This is a genomic window from Stenotrophomonas sp. 05L413, from assembly GCF_056397945.1.
Genome location: NZ_JBFTOL010000001.1, coordinates 14,398 through 32,857, shown reverse-complemented (window position 1 = coordinate 32,857; position 18,460 = coordinate 14,398). Strand labels below are relative to the sequence as shown.

The 18,460-nt window shown below is 66.3% G+C and carries 20 protein-coding genes; 12 read left to right on the top strand and 8 right to left on the bottom strand.

From position 1 onward, the window contains the following. Window positions 1-87 precede the first annotated feature (87 nt). A complete protein-coding gene (locus AC1DIQ_RS00180) occupies window positions 88-456 on the bottom strand; it encodes a response regulator (protein ID WP_121037386.1) in 369 nt (122 codons plus the stop codon). Beyond that, on the bottom strand, window positions 449-1,606 hold the full coding sequence (locus AC1DIQ_RS00175) for a two-component system sensor histidine kinase NtrB (RefSeq protein ID WP_478049219.1): 1,158 nt from the start codon (window positions 1,604-1,606) through the stop codon (window positions 449-451). Before AC1DIQ_RS00175 ends, AC1DIQ_RS00180 begins: the two co-directional genes overlap by 8 nt. Before the next feature lie 154 nt (window positions 1,607-1,760). Between AC1DIQ_RS00175 and AC1DIQ_RS00170 the strand changes: the two genes are divergently transcribed. The 4 genes from AC1DIQ_RS00170 to AC1DIQ_RS00155 are packed head-to-tail and all read left to right on the top strand — an operon-like array spanning window position 1,761 to window position 7,391. Continuing rightward, entirely contained in the window at window positions 1,761-4,871 is a 3,111-nt protein-coding gene (locus tag AC1DIQ_RS00170; protein WP_478049218.1) for a response regulator, read from the top strand. After that, entirely contained in the window at window positions 4,844-5,692 is an 849-nt protein-coding gene (locus tag AC1DIQ_RS00165; protein ID WP_183073658.1) for a CheR family methyltransferase, read from the top strand. The genes AC1DIQ_RS00170 and AC1DIQ_RS00165 overlap by 28 nt, the downstream gene beginning before the upstream one ends. Further along, a complete protein-coding gene (locus AC1DIQ_RS00160) occupies window positions 5,692-6,276 on the top strand; it encodes a chemotaxis protein CheB (protein WP_478049217.1) in 585 nt (194 codons plus the stop codon). The genes AC1DIQ_RS00165 and AC1DIQ_RS00160 overlap by 1 nt, the downstream gene beginning before the upstream one ends. Continuing rightward, window positions 6,273-7,391, top strand: a complete 1,119-nt coding sequence (locus tag AC1DIQ_RS00155; protein WP_121037374.1) for a hybrid sensor histidine kinase/response regulator — start codon at window positions 6,273-6,275, stop codon at window positions 7,389-7,391. The genes AC1DIQ_RS00160 and AC1DIQ_RS00155 overlap by 4 nt, the downstream gene beginning before the upstream one ends. 45 nt (window positions 7,392-7,436) lie before the next feature. Here AC1DIQ_RS00155 and AC1DIQ_RS00150 read toward each other — a convergent pair whose 3' ends face one another. The 4 genes from AC1DIQ_RS00150 to AC1DIQ_RS00135 all read right to left on the bottom strand — a co-directional run bounded on the left by AC1DIQ_RS00150 (window position 7,437) and on the right by AC1DIQ_RS00135 (window position 8,823). Then, window positions 7,437-7,616 carry a hypothetical protein gene (locus tag AC1DIQ_RS00150; protein WP_121037371.1) on the bottom strand — a complete coding sequence of 60 codons (180 nt, stop codon included), beginning with the start codon at window positions 7,614-7,616 and terminating at the stop codon, window positions 7,437-7,439. Between the two features lie 57 nt (window positions 7,617-7,673). After that, window positions 7,674-7,853 (bottom strand): hypothetical protein, encoded by a 180-nt coding sequence (locus tag AC1DIQ_RS00145; RefSeq protein ID WP_121037368.1) that lies wholly within the window; start codon window positions 7,851-7,853, stop codon window positions 7,674-7,676. Window positions 7,854-7,907: 54 nt separating this feature from the next. Next, window positions 7,908-8,102: a hypothetical protein gene (locus AC1DIQ_RS00140; protein WP_121037365.1), complete on the bottom strand. Its 195-nt coding sequence runs from the start codon at window positions 8,100-8,102 to the stop codon at window positions 7,908-7,910. Between the two features lie 106 nt (window positions 8,103-8,208). Further along, window positions 8,209-8,823 (bottom strand): peroxiredoxin family protein, encoded by a 615-nt coding sequence (locus AC1DIQ_RS00135; RefSeq protein ID WP_193222740.1) that lies wholly within the window; start codon window positions 8,821-8,823, stop codon window positions 8,209-8,211. A gap of 241 nt (window positions 8,824-9,064) precedes the next feature. Between AC1DIQ_RS00135 and mntR the strand changes: the two genes are divergently transcribed. From mntR to AC1DIQ_RS00110, 5 genes are all read left to right on the top strand, one after another. Then, window positions 9,065-9,523, top strand: coding sequence for a manganese-binding transcriptional regulator MntR (mntR, locus tag AC1DIQ_RS00130; protein WP_121037359.1), 459 nt, complete (start codon window positions 9,065-9,067; stop codon window positions 9,521-9,523). Beyond that, window positions 9,516-10,040 (top strand): tRNA adenosine(34) deaminase TadA, encoded by a 525-nt coding sequence (gene tadA, locus AC1DIQ_RS00125; protein ID WP_088435395.1) that lies wholly within the window; start codon window positions 9,516-9,518, stop codon window positions 10,038-10,040. Before mntR ends, tadA begins: the two co-directional genes overlap by 8 nt. A 100-nt stretch (window positions 10,041-10,140) precedes the next feature. Continuing rightward, on the top strand, window positions 10,141-10,710 hold the full coding sequence (orn, locus tag AC1DIQ_RS00120) for an oligoribonuclease (protein WP_152151230.1): 570 nt from the start codon (window positions 10,141-10,143) through the stop codon (window positions 10,708-10,710). Between the two features lie 114 nt (window positions 10,711-10,824). After that, on the top strand, window positions 10,825-11,685 hold the full coding sequence (locus AC1DIQ_RS00115; protein ID WP_121041096.1) for an EcsC family protein: 861 nt from the start codon (window positions 10,825-10,827) through the stop codon (window positions 11,683-11,685). Between the two features lie 118 nt (window positions 11,686-11,803). Further along, window positions 11,804-12,925, top strand: coding sequence for an alkene reductase (locus AC1DIQ_RS00110; protein WP_152151232.1), 1,122 nt, complete (start codon window positions 11,804-11,806; stop codon window positions 12,923-12,925). A gap of 71 nt (window positions 12,926-12,996) precedes the next feature. On the opposite strand, the gene ppsA is transcribed toward AC1DIQ_RS00110, so the two are convergent. Further along, window positions 12,997-15,375 carry a phosphoenolpyruvate synthase gene (ppsA, locus tag AC1DIQ_RS00105; protein ID WP_478049216.1) on the bottom strand — a complete coding sequence of 793 codons (2,379 nt, stop codon included), beginning with the start codon at window positions 15,373-15,375 and terminating at the stop codon, window positions 12,997-12,999. 143 nt (window positions 15,376-15,518) lie between these two features. On the opposite strand from ppsA, the gene ppsR reads away from it, so the two are divergent. From ppsR to AC1DIQ_RS00090, 3 genes are all read left to right on the top strand, one after another. Next, window positions 15,519-16,340: a posphoenolpyruvate synthetase regulatory kinase/phosphorylase PpsR gene (gene ppsR, locus AC1DIQ_RS00100; RefSeq protein WP_019184148.1), complete on the top strand. Its 822-nt coding sequence runs from the start codon at window positions 15,519-15,521 to the stop codon at window positions 16,338-16,340. A gap of 145 nt (window positions 16,341-16,485) precedes the next feature. After that, complete coding sequence (locus AC1DIQ_RS00095; RefSeq protein WP_121037347.1) at window positions 16,486-16,995, top strand: DUF1249 domain-containing protein; 510 nt, start codon at window positions 16,486-16,488, stop codon at window positions 16,993-16,995. A gap of 57 nt (window positions 16,996-17,052) precedes the next feature. Next, window positions 17,053-17,541 carry an NUDIX hydrolase gene (locus tag AC1DIQ_RS00090; RefSeq protein WP_026069931.1) on the top strand — a complete coding sequence of 163 codons (489 nt, stop codon included), beginning with the start codon at window positions 17,053-17,055 and terminating at the stop codon, window positions 17,539-17,541. A gap of 19 nt (window positions 17,542-17,560) precedes the next feature. Here AC1DIQ_RS00090 and AC1DIQ_RS00085 read toward each other — a convergent pair whose 3' ends face one another. Next, window positions 17,561-18,211, bottom strand: a complete 651-nt coding sequence (locus AC1DIQ_RS00085; protein WP_226956577.1) for a class I SAM-dependent methyltransferase — start codon at window positions 18,209-18,211, stop codon at window positions 17,561-17,563. Window positions 18,212-18,460: the final 249 nt, after the last annotated feature.

Genomic DNA, 18,460 nt, shown 5'->3' with positions numbered 1-18,460 from the left:
ACCACGACTATCCCCAGTGGAATGCAGAACCGATGTGAAGCATGAGCGGCGCGGATGAAGCGTTCACGCTGGCGGCATTGCGCTCGCTCAGCAGGGCGCGACCGGTGACTGCAGCAACGTCACCAGCTGGCGAAGACGATACGGTTTGGGCAGGAATTCGACATGCTCGGGCAGCGGCGGCAGCTGCGAGCGGGCGTAACCGGAGGCCAGGATGATGCGCGCATTGGGCAGTACATCGGCCACATGCTCGCTCAACTCAACACCACTCATGCCGTTGGGCATGCTGATATCGCTGAACACCACATCGAACCCGCCCGGGTCCTGCATCAGCCGCAGCGCGGCCGGGCCGTCGTCGGCGGTGTGGATTTCGATACCGAAGTCCTGCAGCGCCTGGCCGATCAGTTCACGCAGGTCCTGCTGGTCTTCGACCATCAATACGCGTAGGGGCTCAGACATGCTCGACTTCCTCAATGACAGGTAACAACAGACGGACGGTGGTCCCGCGTCCGGGGGCGGTTTGTACGTCGACGAAGCCGTCGCACTGGGAAACGAAGCCGAACACCTGGCTCAGCCCCAGTCCGCTGCCTTTGCCGATTTCCTTGGTGGTGAAGAACGGCTCGCTGGCGCGCTCCGCGATGTCCGGGGGCATGCCATTGCCCTGATCGGTCACCGCGATGGCGACATAGCGGCGGCGCATGGGCTGGGACAGATCCGGCGCCAGCCGCTGTTCGACCTCGGCCGTGATCGTGACCGTGCCGCCCTGGGGCATCGCTTCGCCGCTATTGAGCACCAGATTCAACACGGCGCTGTGCAACTGTACGCCATCGGTGACGATCGGGGGCAGATCCGAGGTCAGATCCAGCTGCACCTCGATGCCCGTCGGGCAGGCGCGGCGCAGTACGGGCAGGGCATCGAGCAGGAAGTCCTGCACCACGATCGGCTCGCGCACCAGCGTCTGATCAGCGGAGAAGGCCAAGAGTTGGCGGGTCAGCAGCGAGCCGCGGTCGGCGGCGGCATGGGCCAGGTCCACCAGCTCCTGGGTACGCCCGTCGGCGCCGGGGCGCAGGGCGATCAGATCCAGGGCGTTGCCGATGGTGGTCAGCAGGTTGTTGAATTCATGGGCCAGGCCGCGGGTCAGCCGGCCCACATTGTCCAGTTGGCGCTGCTGCACGTGCGCGCGCTGCGCATCCTGCAGCAGGCGCTGGGCCTGGTAGCGTTCGGTGACATCCTGGGTGACCTTGACGAAACCGAGCAGGCAGCCGTCTTCGCGGACAGGTTCGATCACCTCGCCGGCGCGGAACCGCTCGCCGTTGCAGCGCACCCGCCAGCCTTCACCGACGAAGCGGCCATGGTCCCGCGCGTACGCCAGCGCCTGCTCCGGGACGCCCAGCTGCTGGTCTTCGGGGGTATAGAACAGGCTGACGTGCCTGCCGATGACGGCCTCGGCGGCATAGCCCTTGACCCGTTCGCAGCCACGGTTCCAGCTGCAGATACTCCCCTGCGTATCGAGCAGATAGATCGCGTGATCGCTCACGTTGTCGATCAACAGCTTCAGCTGCCGGCTTTCGTCGGCGAGCGGTGCAACGCTGGATACGGCCTGGACCACGACGGTTATCGACTCCCCCGATAAGGGACCGAACCGTAGGGGCGTCCATGTGAAGAAAGTGTCAAGAACGTGCGTCAAACACGCTGACTTCTGGCGCTTAACACCCGTTTACCGCTTCGGGTACCATCAGGCCCCTTTTGAGCTGGAACACGGTATGAATTTTGCGCCTACCGCCCGTGACCGTTGGATCTGGCTGGCGTCGGCCGCCTTGATGGCCGCCACGCTGGGCACGGAGATGGTGGTGCCGCTGGGCTACGCGGTCTGGTTGACCTACTTCATGGCGGTCGGCATCACGCTGTTCCAGCGCCGGATGGAAGTGCCTCTGCTGGTGGCGATCGGGTCCTGCATCCTGCTTGCGGTGGGCTACAACGTGGCCCCGTCCAGCAGCAACTCGGCGTTCTCCTTCGTCAACCGCACCATCGGCGGCGTTGCTTTCCTGATGATGGCGCTGACCGTGATGAAGGCCATCAGTGCGCGCCGTGAAGCGGCCGATGCGCTGTGGCTGCAGGCCGGCGAGAACGTGGTGGGCACCAGCCTGCAGGGCGATCCCACCCCGCGTGAACTGGCCGATGCGGCCATGCGCGCGCTGTGCGCGCAGCTCAATGCCGATGTCGGCGCCATGTATCGCCTGCAGGGCGAGCGGCTGGTGCTGGTCGGTGGTGCCGCGCTGCCTTCGCAGCTGCCGGAGACGCTGCCGGCGCATACCGGGCAATGGGGCGAGATCATCCGCGAAGGCCGCGCGCGCCGGCTGGAGGACAGTGACAGCCCGCTGGATATCGATACCCTCCTGGGCCGCACTACCGTGCACCAGCGCCTGCTGGGGCCGATCACCGCCGATGGCGTGGTGATCGGCGTGATCGAGCTGGGCCGGGCCGGTGTCTCGCCTGCGCGTGGCCTGGAGATGGCGCTGCTGCTGCAGTGCGCCGAGCCGATCGGCATCGCGCTGCGCGCGGCGCTGCTCAATGCGCAGCTGGTGGAACTGCTGGAGGAAACCCAGCGCCAGAGCGAAGAGCTGCAGACCCAGCAGGAAGAACTGCGCGTGGCCAATGAGGAGCTGGAAGAGCAGAGCCGCAGCCTGCTGCATTCCCAGGCCAACCTGGAGCAGCAGCAGGCCGAGCTTGAACAGACCAATGTGCAGCTCGAAGAGCGCACCCATGAGCTGGAGTCGCGCCAGCAGGCCCTGCTGCTGGCCCAGGCGCAGCTGGTCCAGAACAGCGCCGAACTGGAGGCCAGTTCGCGCTACAAATCCGAATTCCTGGCCAACATGTCCCACGAGCTGCGCACCCCGCTCAACAGCTCGCTGATCCTGGCCAAGCTGCTGGCCGACAACAAGGACGGCACGCTGACCGCCGAGCAGGTCAAGTACGCCCAGGCGATCCATTCCTCCAACAACGACCTGCTGGCGCTGATCAACGACATTCTGGACCTGTCGCGGATCGAGGCTGGCCATGTCGAGCTGGTCGAAGAAAACCTCGCGGTGTCCAGCGTATTGCAGCGCCTGAAGGAAACCTTCGAGCCGATGGCCGTGCAGAAGGGCCTGAGCCTGGAGATCAGCGCCGCGCCGGATGCGCCGGCCCAATTGCTGGCCGACAGCCAGCGCCTGCAGCAGATCCTGAAGAATCTGCTGGCCAATGCGGTCAAGTTCACCGAACACGGCAGCGTGTCGTTGAAGGTGCGCAGTGCCGGGGCAGGGCGGATCCAGTTCGCCGTGTCCGATACCGGCATCGGCATTCCCGACGAACAGACCGCGGTCATCTTCGAAGCCTTCCGCCAGGCTGATGGCAGCACCCGCCGCCGTTATGGGGGTACCGGGCTGGGGCTGTCGATCTCGCGCGATCTGGCTGCCCGGATGGGCGGCAGCATCGCTGTCTCCAGCGAGCCGGGCCGGGGCAGTTGCTTCACGCTGGAGCTGCCGCTGCTGGCCGGTGGCGGTACCGGCAGCGCCCACAACGTCGTGCACGACGTACGTCCCGCCGCCGTGGCAGCACCGGCCGTGCCTGCCGCTGCTTCGCTGGGCCGTGCCCACGCCGAATCCACCCCCGCACCCGCACCCGCGGCCAAGGTGATGGATGACCGGGGCCGCCGCAGCCGCGCGGGCCGCATGATCCTGGTGGTCGAGGACGATACGGCGTTCGCCAGCGCGCTGGTCTCGATGGCGCATGAACTGGACTTTGATTGCGTGGTCGCCGGCACCGCCGAGGAAGCGCTGAGTCTGGCTGCCGAGTTGCGCCCCAACGGCATCCTGCTCGATATCGGCCTGCCCGATGTCTCCGGGCTGAGCGTGCTGGAGCGCCTCAAGCGCGACCCGGCCACGCGCCACATCCCGGTGCACGTGGTGTCCGGGCTGGAACGTTCGCAGGTGGCGATGGAGCTGGGTGCGATCGGCTATGTGATCAAGCCGGCCACGCGCGAGCGCCTGCTCGGCGCGATCCAGCAGCTGGAGGCCACCAGCCAGCGCGACATGCGCCGCCTGCTGATCGTCGAGGACGACAGCGAGCTGCGCTCCAACCTGCAACTGCTGCTCGGCCGCGACCAGCTCGAGATCACCGCGGTCGGCACCATCACCGAAGCGATGGCCGAACTGGCCGGCTCCACCTTCGATTGCATGGTCACCGACCTGGCGCTGCCTGACGGCACCGGCTACGACCTGCTCGAACGCATGGCCGGCAATGACGCCGTCGCGTTCCCGCCGGTGATCGTCTATACCGGCCGCGCGCTGACCCGCGATGAAGAGCAGCGCCTGCGCCGCTATTCCAAGAGCATCATCATCAAGGGCGCGCGCTCGCCCGAGCGCCTGCTCGATGAGGTGACCCTGTTCCTGCACAGTGTCGAGGCCTCGCTGCCGACCGACCAGCAGCGCCTGCTGCGCGAGGCCCGCCGCCGCGATGCGGTGCTGGATGGCCGCACCGTGCTGCTGGCCGAGGACGACGTGCGCAACATCTTCGCGCTGTCCAGCGTGCTCGAGCCGCTGGGCGTGACCCTGGATATCGCCCGCAACGGCCGCGAGGCGCTGGAGAAGCTGCGCCCCGAGATCGACCTGGTGCTGATGGACATCATGATGCCGGAGATGGACGGGCTGACCGCCATGCGCGAGATCCGTGCCGACAACCGCTGGCGCGACCTGCCGATCATCGCGCTGACCGCCAAGGCGATGCCGGACGACCGCGAGCACTGCCTGCAGGCCGGTGCCAACGACTACATCGCCAAGCCGATCGACGTGGACAAGCTGGTCTCGCTGTGCCGGGTGTGGTGCTCGCGCCGATGAATGAAACGGAGCTGTTCGACCTGGAGTTGAAGCTGTTGCTGGAGGCGGTCTACCAGCGCTACCACTACGACTTCCGTGACTATGCGCTGGCATCGCTGCGGCGGCGCATGCGCCATGCCATGGCGCGCTTCGACTGCCCGACCATGGGGGCGCTGCAGCACCGGCTGCTGCACGAGCCGGAGACCTTCGCCCAGGCGATGCAGTACTTCACCGTGCAGGTCTCGGAGATGTTCCGCGACCCGCCGTATTTCCGGGTGCTGCGTGAGCACGCCGTGCCGGTGCTGCGTACCTATCCGTCGATCAAGCTGTGGATCGCCGGGTGCAGTACCGGCGAAGAGGTGTGGTCGCTGGCGATCCTGCTGCATGAGGAAGGCCTGCTGGACCGCGCGATCATCTACGCCACCGACATCAACCCCGAAGCACTGCAGGCGGCCGAATCCGGGGCGTTCGCGCTGGACCGGCTGGCGCAGTTCAGCCGCAACTATCTGGCCGCCGGCGGCACCGGCTCGCTCTCCGATTACTACAGCAGCGGCTACGGCAGCGTGGTGTTCGATCGCCGCCTGAAGCGCAACATCGTGTTCGCCGACCATAGTCTGGCCACCGATACCGTGTTCTCCGAAGTCCACCTGGTGTCCTGCCGCAACGTGCTGATCTATTTCCAGCGGCCCCTGCAGGACCGTGCCATCGGCCTGTTCCATGAGGCGCTGGTCCATCGCGGCTTCCTCGGGCTGGGCAGCAAGGAATCGCTGCAGTTCGGCGCGCATGCCGACCTGTTCGAGGCCTGCGCGCGCGACCAGCGCCTGTATCGGAAGCTGGCCTGATGAGCGGCGCGTCGCAACGCAGCCGGTTCGATCTGGTGGTCATCGGCGCGTCGGCCGGTGGGGTCAGCGCGCTGCAGGCGCTGCTGTCATCGCTGCCGACCACACTGGCGCTGCCCGTGCTGGTGGTGCTGCATCTGCCACGTGATCGGCCGAGCCGCATTGCCGGCCTGCTCGACGCCGGCTGCCCGCTGCCGGTGCGCGAGGCCGAGGACAAGCAGCCCCTGCAGCCGGGTACGGTCACCTTCGCGCCGCCGGACTACCATCTGCTGGTCGAGGACCGTGCCACGCTGGCGCTGTCGGTGGACCCGCCGGTGCTGTTCTCGCGTCCGGCCATCGATCCGCTGTTTGAAAGCGCCGCCGATGTGTTCGGCGATGGCGTGCTGGCGATCCTGCTGACCGGCGCCAGCGCGGATGGCAGTGATGGCGTCGCCGCTATCCGCCAGGCCGGCGGCGAAGCCTGGATCCAATGCCCTGAGGAGGCATATTCCTCGATGATGCCCGCATCCGCCCTGGCGCACGCCGGTGCCGATGCCGTGCTCCCGCTCACCTCCATCTGCACGCGTATGAAAGGTCTTACCCGATGAACCTGATCGAACCCGCCGGGTCGACTGCCACCACCGATTGCGTGAAGCTGCTGATTGTCGATGACATCCCGCAGAACCTGGTCGCGATGGAGGCGCTGCTGCGCCGCCCCGGCCTGGAGATCCTGTGCGCGCTGTCCGGCGCCGAGGCGCTCGAGCTGCTGCTGGAGCATGAGGTCGCGCTCGCGCTGCTGGATGTGCACATGCCGGAGATCGACGGGTTCTCGTTGGCCGAGCTGATGCGTGGCTCGCAGCGCAGTCGCGATGTACCCATCATCTTCCTGACCGCCTCACCGAACGACCCCGTGCGTGCCTTCAAGGGCTACGAATCCGGCGCCGTGGATTTCCTGCACAAGCCGATCGAGCCGCAGGTGATCATGAGCAAGGTCAATGTGTTCATCGAGCTCTACCAGCAGAAGCAGCTGCTGAAGACGCGCAACGAGGCGCTGGAGCATGCGCTCAAGCTCAACGAGACGATGATGGCCGTGTTGACGCACGATCTGCGCACGCCGCTGGCATCGATCCTGCTGTGCGCCGATAAGTTGTCGCTGGACCTGCCCGACGATGGCGCGGTGCAGCGCACGCTTGGCCACCTTGAGAACAGTGCGCAGCGGATGGCGCGGATGGTGGATCAGCTGCTGGATTTCTCGAAGATCCGCACCGGTGGCCTGCGCCTGCACAGCACCGAATGCGATCTGGCGGACGTGGCCGCATCGGTCGTGGCCGAGATCGGGCGTGCGCATCCGCAGGCGACCATCGAGCTGCAGGTCCAGGGTGATGCCCACTTGCAGGGCGATCCAGATCGCCTGGCGCAGCTGCTGTCCAACCTGATCGGCAACGCGGTGCTGCATGGTGGTGATGCACCGGTGGTGGTGCGCCTGGAGGGCGAGCGCAGCGCGCCGCTGCGGTTGCAGGTGCGCAATGCCGGGCAGATTCCCGAGGCGTTGCTGCCGCGGTTGTTCGAACCGTTCAAGGCCAGTTTCCACGATAGCCGCGGGCTGGGGCTGGGCCTGTTCATCGCCAGCGAGTTCGCGCGTGCGCATGGCGGCACACTGGTGGCGCAGAATCGCGAAGGCACCGTGCTGTTTGAGACTGCGCTTCAGCGTCGACCACGCTGACGCCGATAGAACCATCCCGGCATGGCGCCGGGATGGTCGTGGTGCTTACAGCGGCTCGCAGCACAGATACAGGCCGTGGCCGCCGTAGGTGCAGCCGGGCTGATCTTCGCAGCCCGCCAGTGGCGTGGGCTGGCTGGAGGTCGCCAGCGCCTGGCCGGAGGCAAAAGCCAGTGCGCAGATCAGCGTCATGCCACCGAAGGCCGACAACAGTTTCCTGGACATCATGGTCACTCTCTCCTTGCAAGGATGATGCGGGCGGATCGTGTGGCTGCAGCTGGGGTGTTACACCGGCTGGCAGCAACGGATCTCGCTGTGCCCGCCATAGGTGCAGCCGGGCTTGTAGGGGCAACCTTCCAGCTGTTTGGGCTGGCTGGAGGTTGCCACCGCCTGGCTCGAAGCAAATGCCAAGGCGCAGACAACAGCGATACCGCCAAAGACCGAGACGACTTTCTTGGACTTCATGGTGTTTCTCCTGTTGTGGATCATGCGGATGCAACGGGTGGTGCGCGATGCGGTTTACCGGGCCGGTGGATCCGTCAGCGGGCAGCACGTGCCGTCCGGATTGGCGCCATAGTCGCAGTGCGGTGCCGCCTTGCAGCCGGACAACGCGGCGGGCGTGGCAGCGGTGGCGAAGGCCTGGGCCGAAGCAAAGGCGAGCATGCCGGCGACGGCGAGGCCGCCAAGCAGGGACAGCGTGTGTTTCGACGTCATCGTTCAACTCCTCGGATGGGAAGGAAAATCGACGAACTGTCGATCCGCTCCATGAGCCGGTGCGGACAGACCTTGGGTACGCCGCCGGGAGCGGCGTCAGAGGGACTCAGCCTGCCGGGACGGGCACCGCACTGCGCGCAGCGTTCACCACGAAGGCGCCGGTGATGGCATTGACAGAGCTGTCCTTGAGTTGGCCGACGTGGCGATAGATCACCTTGCCGTCCTGGATCACCACTACCATCGGCACCATGGTCGCGGTGTAGCGCTGCCGGATCCGGTCATCGGTATCGTTCACTACGGGAAACGCAAAGCCATGCTGGCGCGCGTAGTCCGCAGCGCTTTCATGGGGCGGCAGGCTGACGCCGAGCATCTCGAAGGCGCGGTTCCCGTTGTTCCGTCCGGCGGCGTCCAGCGCCTGGATCTGCGGCACGGAGGCCAGGCAGAACTTGCAGGCGGGAGAGAAGAAATACAGGACCTGGCGGCCGCTGGCCGGGCCGGCGAGGGTGACCGCCTGGCCGTCCAGTGCGGTGCTCTGGAGTGCTTCAGGCTGGGCGCCTTCCGGAAGGCCGTGAGCGGCCTTGGAGATCTGTTCGACCTTGCTCACCAGCAGGGCCTGCTGCTGGCGGAGCTGCCGGTTCTGCACGGCCAGCGCCGTCATCAGCGCGGCCAACACGATGATCAGCGCGAGGCTGCCGTACTTCCGTAGCGCGGATGCGTCCATGCTGCTCCTTGGCCTTCGGCCGGGTCCATGGCTGAGTAGGTGGGGTATATATCCGGCACCAAAAATTATTTGTCAAACAAAAGATCCTGTGAATGAGACGTCGGTTTGATTCTGCTCTCCATCTATCGCTGGCCGGGGCGCCCCGGCCGCCCCAGACCGGCCCGGATCAGTCGCAAACCCCCGTGAGGTAAACTGTGCGGGCGCCGCAGCCCTTCGCCACCGGCCTATTGCTGGAGCCACCATGCCGTCCTCGACCCGTAAAGCCACCTCGCCCCTGATCGATGCCCAGGTGCATGTCGAGGGCTTCGTGCAGGTGCGTGAGGCGCGCCGGTCCGAGCTGGTCGAGGATTACGTGGAGCTGATCGCGGACCTGATCGCCGATGGCCGCGAAGCCCGCCAGGTGGATATCGCCACCCGGCTCGGGGTTGCGCAGCCCACGGTGGCCAAGGCGCTCAAGCGGCTGGTCAAGGAGGGTTGGGCGATCCAGCGGCCATATCGCGGCGTGTTCCTGACCCCGGCCGGCGAGCAGCTGGCGGTGGAGATGCGCGCCCGCCACCAGACGGTGGAGCAGTTCCTGCTGGCACTGGGCGTGGACGCCGATTCGGCGCGCCGCGACGCGGAAGGGATCGAGCACCACGTCAGCGAGGCCACCCTGGCCGCATTCGAGGCCTATGTGCGCACGGCCAACGGCCATGGTTGAGCGCCTCGCCCCGCCACCACCATTGGGCGTGCCGGTGCACGACCAGGATGAGCATTGGATGCGCCACGCGTTGGGCCTGGCGGAGCGTGCCGAACGTGAATTCAATGAAATTCCGGTCGGCGCGGTGCTGGTCGGTGCCGATGGCACCGTGCTCGGCGAAGGCTGGAACCTCAACATCGCCGACCATGACCCCAGCGCGCATGCCGAGATCGTGGCGATGCGGCAGGCGGGCAGGGCGATCACCAACCACCGGCTGATCGGCAGCACGCTGTACGTCACCCTGGAGCCGTGTGCGATGTGTGCCATGGCCATCGTGCACGCACGCGTGGCGCGGCTGGTGTATGCCGCCACAGACCCCAAGACCGGTGCTTGCGGCAGCGTGTTCGACCTGATCGGCGATCCGCGCCACAACCACCGCGTGGAGATCCACGGTGGCGTGCTCGCCAAGGACGCCAGCACCCGGCTGACCAACTACTTCCGCGCCAAGCGCGGCAAGCCGCCGCTGCTGCTGGAATAAGGCCTCCACGGCGACAGGGTCGTGACGGGTTGGCGGTATCATGGGCGCCTTATCCATTCCAGGTCGCGGCGCAAGCGGCGGCCCAGCACAAGGCGAACACATGGCGGACAACGGCGCAGAAGGCGAGCGACTGATCTGGATCGATCTGGAAATGACCGGTCTGGACACCGACAACGATGCGATCATCGAGATCGCCACCGTGGTGACCGATGCGCAGTTGAAGGTGCTGGCCGAAGGCCCGGAATTCGCGATCCATCATCCGGTCGAGCGGCTGGAAGCGATGGACGAGTGGAACCGTAACCAGCATCGTCGTTCCGGCCTGTGGCAGCGCGTGGTCGAGAGCACCGTCACGCTCGGGCAGGCCGAAGCGCAGACGATCGCCTTCCTGCAGCAGTGGATCAAGGCGGGCGCCTCGCCGATGTGCGGCAACTCGATCTGCCAGGATCGTCGCTTCCTGCACCGTGAAATGCCGCGCCTGGAAAAGTACTTCCATTACCGGAACCTGGACGTTTCCACGATCAAGGAACTGGCCAGGCGCTGGGCCCCGGGCGTGGCCGCCGGCGTGGGCAAGACCGCCAGCCATACCGCGCTGAGCGATGTGCATGATTCCATCGAAGAGTTGCGCCATTACCGTCAGTTCATGGGCGCGCTGTCGGGCCTGCCGGCCTGACCCGAATGCCGGGCGTCGCCCGGCAACGCGGCCTGTACGCGGGCGTTCAGCCACTGGCAGGCGAGGCAACGAGCGGTATACATCGGCGGCGCTATGATCGCGGCCATGAACGCCATGACCTCGCCACAACCGCCGCCGTTGGAGTCCTCGATCCTGCCCACCTCGCAGGACTGGCGCGACCTGCAGCGTGCGGTGGACCTGCTGGAATCGCCCACGCTGACCGCCAAGATGGCCAACCTGATCGGTTCGCCGCTGGAGTTCGCGGTCAAACGCCTGCCGGATTCGGTGTCCCGCCGCATCCACGGCGCGGTCGAAGCGGCGCTGTTCAAATCCGCCCAGGCGGCGTTGTGGACGATGGACAATACGCCGGGCAAAGCGGCGTCCACCCGCTGGCACAAGCTGGCCGCGGCCACCTCCGGTGCAGTCGGCGGCGCCTTCGGTTTCACCACGCTGTTCATCGAACTGCCGGTGTCCACCACGATCATGATGCGCTCGGTAGCTGACGTGGCACGCAGCGAAGGCTTCGACCTGCGCGAGATGAGCACCCGGCATGCCTGCCTGGAGGTGTTTGCGCTCGGTGGCAACTCCGGCAAGGACGATGCCAGCGAGACCGGCTACTACATCACGCGTGGCTTCACTGCCGAGGTGATGCGTCACCTGTCGGCCGAGTTGGCCGGCCGCGCGGTCGGCGGCAGCCCGGTGATGATCGGGCTGACCCCGAAGGAAGCCGGCAAGTGGCTGGCCAAGCTCGTGGAGAAGGTCGCCGCGCGTTTCGGCGTGGTGGTCACCGAGAAGTTCGCCGCGCAGGCGGTGCCGATCGTGGGGGCGGTGGCCGGCGCGACGCTCAACACCATGTTCACCGACTACTACCAGGACGTGGCACGCGGCCATTTCATCGTGCGCCGCCTGGAGCGAACCTACGGGTATGAGACCGTGCGGGCGGCCTACTCGATGCTGGCGGCCGAGCGCAGCTGAGCGATCGTTGCACTGGCGGCACAACTGTTTTGCCGCCGCAGCTCTGTTGACCGGTCTGCACTGTCCCCATCCTTGTCGGCATCACCGCTGCGGCGGTTCTCCCGATCAAGGATTTCCCATGCTGTTCTCCCCCTATACCCGCGGCGCCCTGGCGCTGCCCAACCGTATCGTGATGCCGCCGATGACCCGCTCGCGGGCCGGGGAGGGCAACGTGGCGACGCCGCTGATGGCCGAGTACTACGCCCAGCGGGCCTCGGCCGGCCTGATCGTCAGCGAAGGCACCCAGATCAGCCAGCAGGGCCAGGGCTACGCCTGGACACCGGGCATCCACGACGAGGCCCAGGTGGCCGGCTGGCGCGGCGTCACCGATGCCGTGCACGCTGCCGGTGGGCGCATCGTCGCCCAGCTCTGGCACGTCGGCCGCGTTTCGCATGTGGCCCTGCAGCCGGGCGGCGCCGCCCCGGTATCCTCGTCAGCGCTGCTGGCCGACGGCGTCAAGGTGTTCGTCGATCCCGAGGGCCGTGGCCCGCTGAGCGGCGTCGGCGAGATGGTGCAGCACTCGATGCCGCGGGCACTGGCCATCGACGAGATCGCCGGGATCGTGCGCGACTACGCGGCCGCCGCGCGCAATGCGATCGCGGCAGGCTTCGATGGCATCGAACTGCACGGTGCCAACGGGTATCTGATCAACCAGTTCATCGATTCCCAGGCCAATCAGCGCACCGATGCCTACGGTGGCTCGCTGCAGAACCGCCTGCGCTTCCTGCGCGAGGTGACCGAGGCGGTGGCCGAGGAGATCGGTGCCGAGCGCGTCGGCGTGCGTCTGGCGCCGCTGACCACGCTGCAGGGCGCGGTGGACGACACGCCGCAGGCGACCTACCTGGCCGCTGCGCATCTGCTCGATGCGATCGGGGTGGGCTACCTGCATATCGCCGAAGCCGACTGGGAAGACGCCCCGGTGATGCCGGTGGCCTTCAAGGAAGCGCTGCGCATGATCTACCGCGGCACGCTGATCTACGCCGGCAAGTACACGGTGGAACGCGCGGAAGAGGCCCTGGCGAAGGGCTGGGCCGACCTGATCGCCTTCGGCCGTCCGTTCATCGCCAACCCGGACCTGCCGGAGCGGCTGCAGCAGGGCCTGCCGTTGAACCCGTCGGACAAAGCGACGTTCTTCGGGGGTGGGGCGGAAGGATTCACCGACTACCCGGCGGCCGAGGTGGTCGAGCCCGCTGAAGCCTGACGGTAGTGCCACGCTGAACAACAAAACCCCGCCTGAGCGGGGTTCTGTTGTTCATCACATTGCCAAAAGGATCACCCCTTGGCTTTGAGCTTGGCCAGACGCAGCCAGGTATCCACCACGGTATCCGGGTTCAGCGATACCGACTCGATCCCTTCCTGCATCAGCCATTCGGCCAGGTCCGGGTGATCGGACGGGCCCTGGCCGCAGATGCCGACGTACTTGCCCTTGGCGCGCGCGGACTTGATCGCCATCGACAGCAGCTTCTTCACCGCCGGGTTCCGCTCGTCGAACAGGTGCGCGACGATCGAGGAATCGCGGTCCAGGCCCAGGGTCAGCTGGGTCAGGTCGTTGGAGCCGATCGAGAAGCCGTCGAAGATCTCCAGGAACTCATCGGCGAGCAGTGCGTTGGACGGCACTTCGCACATCATGATGATCTTCAGGCCGTTTTCGCCCTGCTTGAGGCCGTTCTGTTCGAGCACTTCGACGACCTTGCGGCCTTCTTCCAGAGTGCGCACGAACGGGATCATGACCCACAGGTTGTCCAGGCCCATCTCGTTGCGCACGCGCAGCACGGCCTGGCATTCCAGGGCGAAGGCGGCCGAGAAGCTCGGATCGACGTAACGGCTGGCGCCGCGGAAGCCGATCATCGGGTTCTCTTCGTGCGGCTCGTAGTTCGTACCGCCGATCAGGTTGGCGTACTCGTTGGACTTGAAGTCCGACAGGCGCACGATCACCGGGTTCGGGGCGACCGAGGCGGTCAACGTGGCGATGCCTTCGGCCAGACGACCGACGTAGAAGCTGACCGGATCCGCGTAACCGGCGATCTTCTCGTCGATCTTCTTCTTGGTCGCCGCGTCCTGGCGGTCGTACTCCAGCAGCGCGTTGGGGTGGATGCCGATGTGGCTGGCGATGATCATTTCCAGACGGGCCAGGCCGATGCCGGCGTTCGGCAGCTGGCCGAAATCGAAGGCACGTTCCGGGTTGGCCACGTTCATCATGATCTTCAGCGGCGCCGGCGGCATGTTGCCCAGATCCGTGGTGGTGCGCTCGAACTCCAGGATCCCGTCGTAGATGAAGCCGGTGTCACCCTCGGCGCAGCTGACGGTCACTTCCTGGCCATCCTGGATCAGCTGGGTGGCGTTGCCCGAGCCGACCACGGCCGGCACGCCCAGCTCACGCGCGATGATCGCCGCGTGGCAGGTACGGCCGCCACGGTTGGTCACGATGGCCGAGGCGCGCTTCATCACCGGCTCCCAATCGGGATCGGTCATGTCGGCGATCAGCACGTCGCCGGGCTGCACGCGGGCCATGTCCTCCAGGGTGCGCACCACGCGGGCGGTACCGGCACCGATCTTGGCACCGACGGCGCGGCCTTCGGCCAGCACCTTGCCGTCCTTCTGATTCAGTGCGAAGCGTTCGATCTGGGTGGCATGGCCACGCGACTTCACGGTCTCCGGACGCGCCTGCACGATGAACAGCTTGCCGCTGACACCGTCCTTGGCCCACTCGATATCCATCGGGCGGCCGTAATGCTTTTCGATCACCAGCGCCTGCTTGGACAGTTCCTGCACGTCCTCGTCGCTGATGGAGAAGGTGTTGCGCAGCTCGGCCGGGGTGTCTTCGATGCGCACGCGCTCACCGGGGACATCCGAATACACCATGCGGATCGCCTTGCTGCCGAGCGAGCGGCGCAGGATCGCCGGCTTGCCCGCGCTCAGGGTGGGCTTGTAGACGTAGAACTCGTCGGGGTTGACCGCACCCTGCACGACCATTTCGCCCAGGCCGAACGAGGAGGTGACGAACACCACGTCGCGGAAGCCGGACTCGGTGTCCAGGGTGAACAGCACGCCGGAGGACCCCACGCCCGAGCGCACCATCAGCTGCACGCCCGCCGACAGGAACACGTCCTCGTGCTTGAAGCCGTGGTGGACGCGGTAGGCAATCGCGCGGTCGTTGTACAGCGAGGCGAACACTTCCTTGACCTTGAGCACGACATCGTCGGCGCCGGTCACGTTGAGGAAGGTCTCCTGCTGGCCGGCGAAGGACGCATCGGGCAGATCTTCGGCGGTGGCCGAAGAGCGCACCGCAACGGCCACGTCACCGCCGCCGTTTTCGCTGCAGAGCTTGGCATAGGCAGTGCGGATGTCCTGGTCCAGTGCCGGATGCAGCGGGGCATCGATCACCCAGCCGCGGATCTCCTTGCCGGCCACGGTCAGGGCACCGACATCTTCCACGTCCAGCGTGGCCAGCTTGTCGAAGATGCGCTTGGACAGATCGTTGTGGGCGATGAAGTCCTTGAAGGCTTCAGAGGTGGTTGCGTAACCGCCGGGGACAGACACCCCCAGACCGGCAAGATTGCCGATCATTTCGCCAAGCGACGAATTCTTGCCGCCTACGCGGGCCAGGTCGGCCAGGCGCAGTTCGTGCAACCACAGGATGTTCTCGTTCAAGCGCGATGCTCCGTTTGGCCATCGCCCGAGGCGGGCTGGATGGCCACGTCCGTAGGAAGAAGCCGATATGATGCCGGGCAGACCGCTGTCGGCACAAGCTTGTATCGACGGCCTTTTTAAGCTTCGGAGGGGGTAAAAGCCGTATGTCGACGATCCGTCCGGTGTTCTACGTGTCCGATGGAACCGGTATCACCGCTGAAACCATTGGGCATAGCCTCCTGACCCAGTTCTCCGGGTTCAGCTTCATCACCGACCGGATGTCGTTCATCGATGATCCGGAAAAAGCGCGGGAAGCCTGTGAAAGGATCCGTGCAGCGGGTGAGCGATACCAGGTTCGGCCCATTGTGGTCAGTTCCTGCGTGGACAGCGGGCTGAGCATCATCCTGGCCGAAAGTGGCGGGTTGATGCTGGACGTGTTCGCCCCCTTCATCGAGCCGCTGGAGCGCGAACTGGCGGTCAACCGCCACTCCCGGGTCGGCCAGGCCCACGGCATGGTCGACTTCGAGACCTACCACCGCCGCATCAACGCGATGAACTTCGCGCTGACCCATGACGATGGCATCGCCATCAATTACGACGATGCCGACGTGATCCTGGTCGCCGTGTCCCGGGCTGGCAAGACCCCGACCTGCATCTACCTGGCCCTGCATTACGGGGTCCGCGCGGCCAATTACCCGCTGACGGATGAGGATCTGGAGCAGGACCGCCTGCCGCCGCGCCTGCGCCCGTACCGCAAAAAGCTGTTTGGTCTGACCATCGACCCGGACCGCCTGCAACAGATCCGTCAGGAGCGCCGCCCGAACTCGCGCTACGCGAATCTGGAGACCTGCCGCCGCGAGGTCGCCGCCGCCGAGACCATGTTCCGGATGGAGCGGATCCCGACGTTGAGCACCACCCATACCTCGATCGAGGAAATCTCGAGCAAGGTGCTGGGCACGCTGGGGCTGCAGCGCGAGATGTACTGATCCGGCGCGCCCCCTTGAACAACAAGGGGGCTCTTCCTTCGTCCGGGGCCGGGACTACCCTGCGTCCGTGAACCGGCTGCGGGCCGCCCCTTTGGCCGGGCCGGTGCCGCCCCCACGTTGGGAGATCAACGTGTAGGATCGACCCATGGCCCAGGCATCGCCCCGTATCGAACGCATCCCCCGGCTCAGCCGCCTGAGCTGGCTGATGGGCCTGTACGCCGAGAATTACCAGCACCTGGTGCGCCTGTTCGCACCGTCCGAGCTGATGCCCGGCAGCTACGTCTCCTCGATCGGCGATGGGCTCGATGTGCGCCTGGACGTGATCGAGTGCCACCGCTATACGGTCGAGCTGCGCCTGACCTACGACTTCGCCGACCCGGTCACCGGGCAGCCGGATCCTTCGGCCTATGTGCGCCTGTACCGTGACGCCCGCCAGGCCGAGACCACGCATTGCTACGTCGGTCGCCGCTGGCAGGACGTGATGGGCATGTACCCGCCGCCGGCCGAACTGATCAGCCACCGCATGCGGATGAACACCTTCCTCGGCAAATGGCTGGAATACCTGGCCGAGCGCGGCCACGGCGTGGCCACGCTGCACCGCGATGGCGCGGTGGCGGCACCGGCCGACGCGCGCCGCACCAGCGTGGTGCCCTGAGCCGGCCGCGGGCGGATCGCGCATAATCGGGGGTCTGTGTTCCAGAGCCTGTGCGAAATGCCCTATACCCCCATCGTGGCCACCCTTGGCTACGTGCTGTCCGCCGACGGCAAGCAAGTGCTGATGATCCACCGCAACGCCCGGCCCGGTGACCTGCACCTGGGCAAGTACAACGGCCTGGGCGGCAAGATGGAGCGCGATGAAGACGCCGCCGCCTGCATGCGCCGCGAGATCCGCGAAGAGGCCGGCATCGAGTGCGGCACCATGCGCCTGCGCGGCACGATCAGCTGGCCGGGTTTCGGCAGGAACGGCGAGGACTGGTTCGGCTTCGTGTTCGTCATCGATGACTTCACCGGCACGCCGCTGACCTCCAATCCGGAGGGTACGCTGGAGTGGGTGGACGTGGACAAGATCGACAGCCTGCCGCTGTGGGAAGGCGACCGCAGCTTCCTGCCGCTGGTCTTCGACGACGAACCGCGCGCCTTCCATGGCGTGATGCCCTACCGCGATGGCGCCATGCAGTCCTGGAGTTACACCCGGCTGTAGGGCCGGCCAACGGCCGCTACTACCGGCGGGCCAGCAGCAGATGGAAGTGCTTGGTCAGCTCGCGCCCATCGTTGCTGTGCCCGGTTTCGTGATGGGCGCGCCAGCCTTGTACGGTCAACCCAGCGCTGCGCAGGGCCTGCTCGACCTCGGCCAGCTCGTGCAGGTGGAACCCATGCGCAGTGAACGGCAGCGTGCGCATGAAAGCGGCGTCGCCAAAGGCCAGGCAGAGCCGGCCGCCGGGCCGCAGCACGCGGGCCAGCTCGGCGAACGGGAATTTCAGTTCGTCCCAGAAGTACAGCGTGTTCACTGCCAGCGCCGCATCGATGCAGGCCGAATCCAGGGGCAGGGCGTGGGCATCGCCCAGGTGGACCTCGGCACGATCCTGCAGCCCATGCATGGCCAGCACCGCAGTGCCCGCCTCGACCATCGCCGCTGAAACATCGACGCCCACATAGCGGCTGTGCGGTGTACGCAACAGATCGGGTGCGAAGGCTGCATTGCCCGGGCCGATCTCCAGGACCTGCTCGCCCGGGGTCACTGACAGTAGGGCGATGGCGGCCCGGTTGAGGTCGCCGTTGCTGCGGTTCATCGATTCGGCCACGACGAGCGCGTGCTCACCGTGCGGGTGGCGCAGCTGGGCGGCCAGATGGTCGGGGGAAAGCACGCGCAAGACTCCTGTCGGTGGGCGGCAGGACCTGGCGGCGGCGGAGTCCATCCACCAGCTTAGCCCACGGATGGCACCGATGGGCGCGCGTGTGAAGCGGGATCGCGCCGCGGCAATGAGGATCGGTGATCAAGAAATCACCAGCGTCGCGTCTATTGAGATCGAGTTGTCCACAGGGGGTGTGGATGACTCGTGGGCAAGTTTGTGGATAAGCCCCGCCGGCCCCCGCCGGTACTCGCTGTCAAGATGGGTGGC

Coding starts and splice junctions, on each gene's coding strand:
- AC1DIQ_RS00180 (WP_121037386.1), bottom strand. CDS start 456: ATGTCTGAGCCCCTACGCGTATTGATGGTCGAAGACCAGCAGGACCTG.
- AC1DIQ_RS00170 (WP_478049218.1), top strand. CDS start 1,761: ATGAATTTTGCGCCTACCGCCCGTGACCGTTGGATCTGGCTGGCGTCG.
- AC1DIQ_RS00160 (WP_478049217.1), top strand. CDS start 5,692: ATGAGCGGCGCGTCGCAACGCAGCCGGTTCGATCTGGTGGTCATCGGC.
- AC1DIQ_RS00155 (WP_121037374.1), top strand. CDS start 6,273: ATGAACCTGATCGAACCCGCCGGGTCGACTGCCACCACCGATTGCGTG.
- AC1DIQ_RS00150 (WP_121037371.1), bottom strand. CDS start 7,616: ATGATGTCCAGGAAACTGTTGTCGGCCTTCGGTGGCATGACGCTGATC.
- AC1DIQ_RS00145 (WP_121037368.1), bottom strand. CDS start 7,853: ATGAAGTCCAAGAAAGTCGTCTCGGTCTTTGGCGGTATCGCTGTTGTC.
- AC1DIQ_RS00140 (WP_121037365.1), bottom strand. CDS start 8,102: ATGACGTCGAAACACACGCTGTCCCTGCTTGGCGGCCTCGCCGTCGCC.
- AC1DIQ_RS00135 (WP_193222740.1), bottom strand. CDS start 8,823: ATGGACGCATCCGCGCTACGGAAGTACGGCAGCCTCGCGCTGATCATC.
- mntR (WP_121037359.1), top strand. CDS start 9,065: ATGCCGTCCTCGACCCGTAAAGCCACCTCGCCCCTGATCGATGCCCAG.
- tadA (WP_088435395.1), top strand. CDS start 9,516: ATGGTTGAGCGCCTCGCCCCGCCACCACCATTGGGCGTGCCGGTGCAC.
- orn (WP_152151230.1), top strand. CDS start 10,141: ATGGCGGACAACGGCGCAGAAGGCGAGCGACTGATCTGGATCGATCTG.
- AC1DIQ_RS00115 (WP_121041096.1), top strand. CDS start 10,825: ATGACCTCGCCACAACCGCCGCCGTTGGAGTCCTCGATCCTGCCCACC.
- AC1DIQ_RS00110 (WP_152151232.1), top strand. CDS start 11,804: ATGCTGTTCTCCCCCTATACCCGCGGCGCCCTGGCGCTGCCCAACCGT.
- ppsR (WP_019184148.1), top strand. CDS start 15,519: ATGTCGACGATCCGTCCGGTGTTCTACGTGTCCGATGGAACCGGTATC.
- AC1DIQ_RS00095 (WP_121037347.1), top strand. CDS start 16,486: ATGGCCCAGGCATCGCCCCGTATCGAACGCATCCCCCGGCTCAGCCGC.
- AC1DIQ_RS00090 (WP_026069931.1), top strand. CDS start 17,053: ATGCCCTATACCCCCATCGTGGCCACCCTTGGCTACGTGCTGTCCGCC.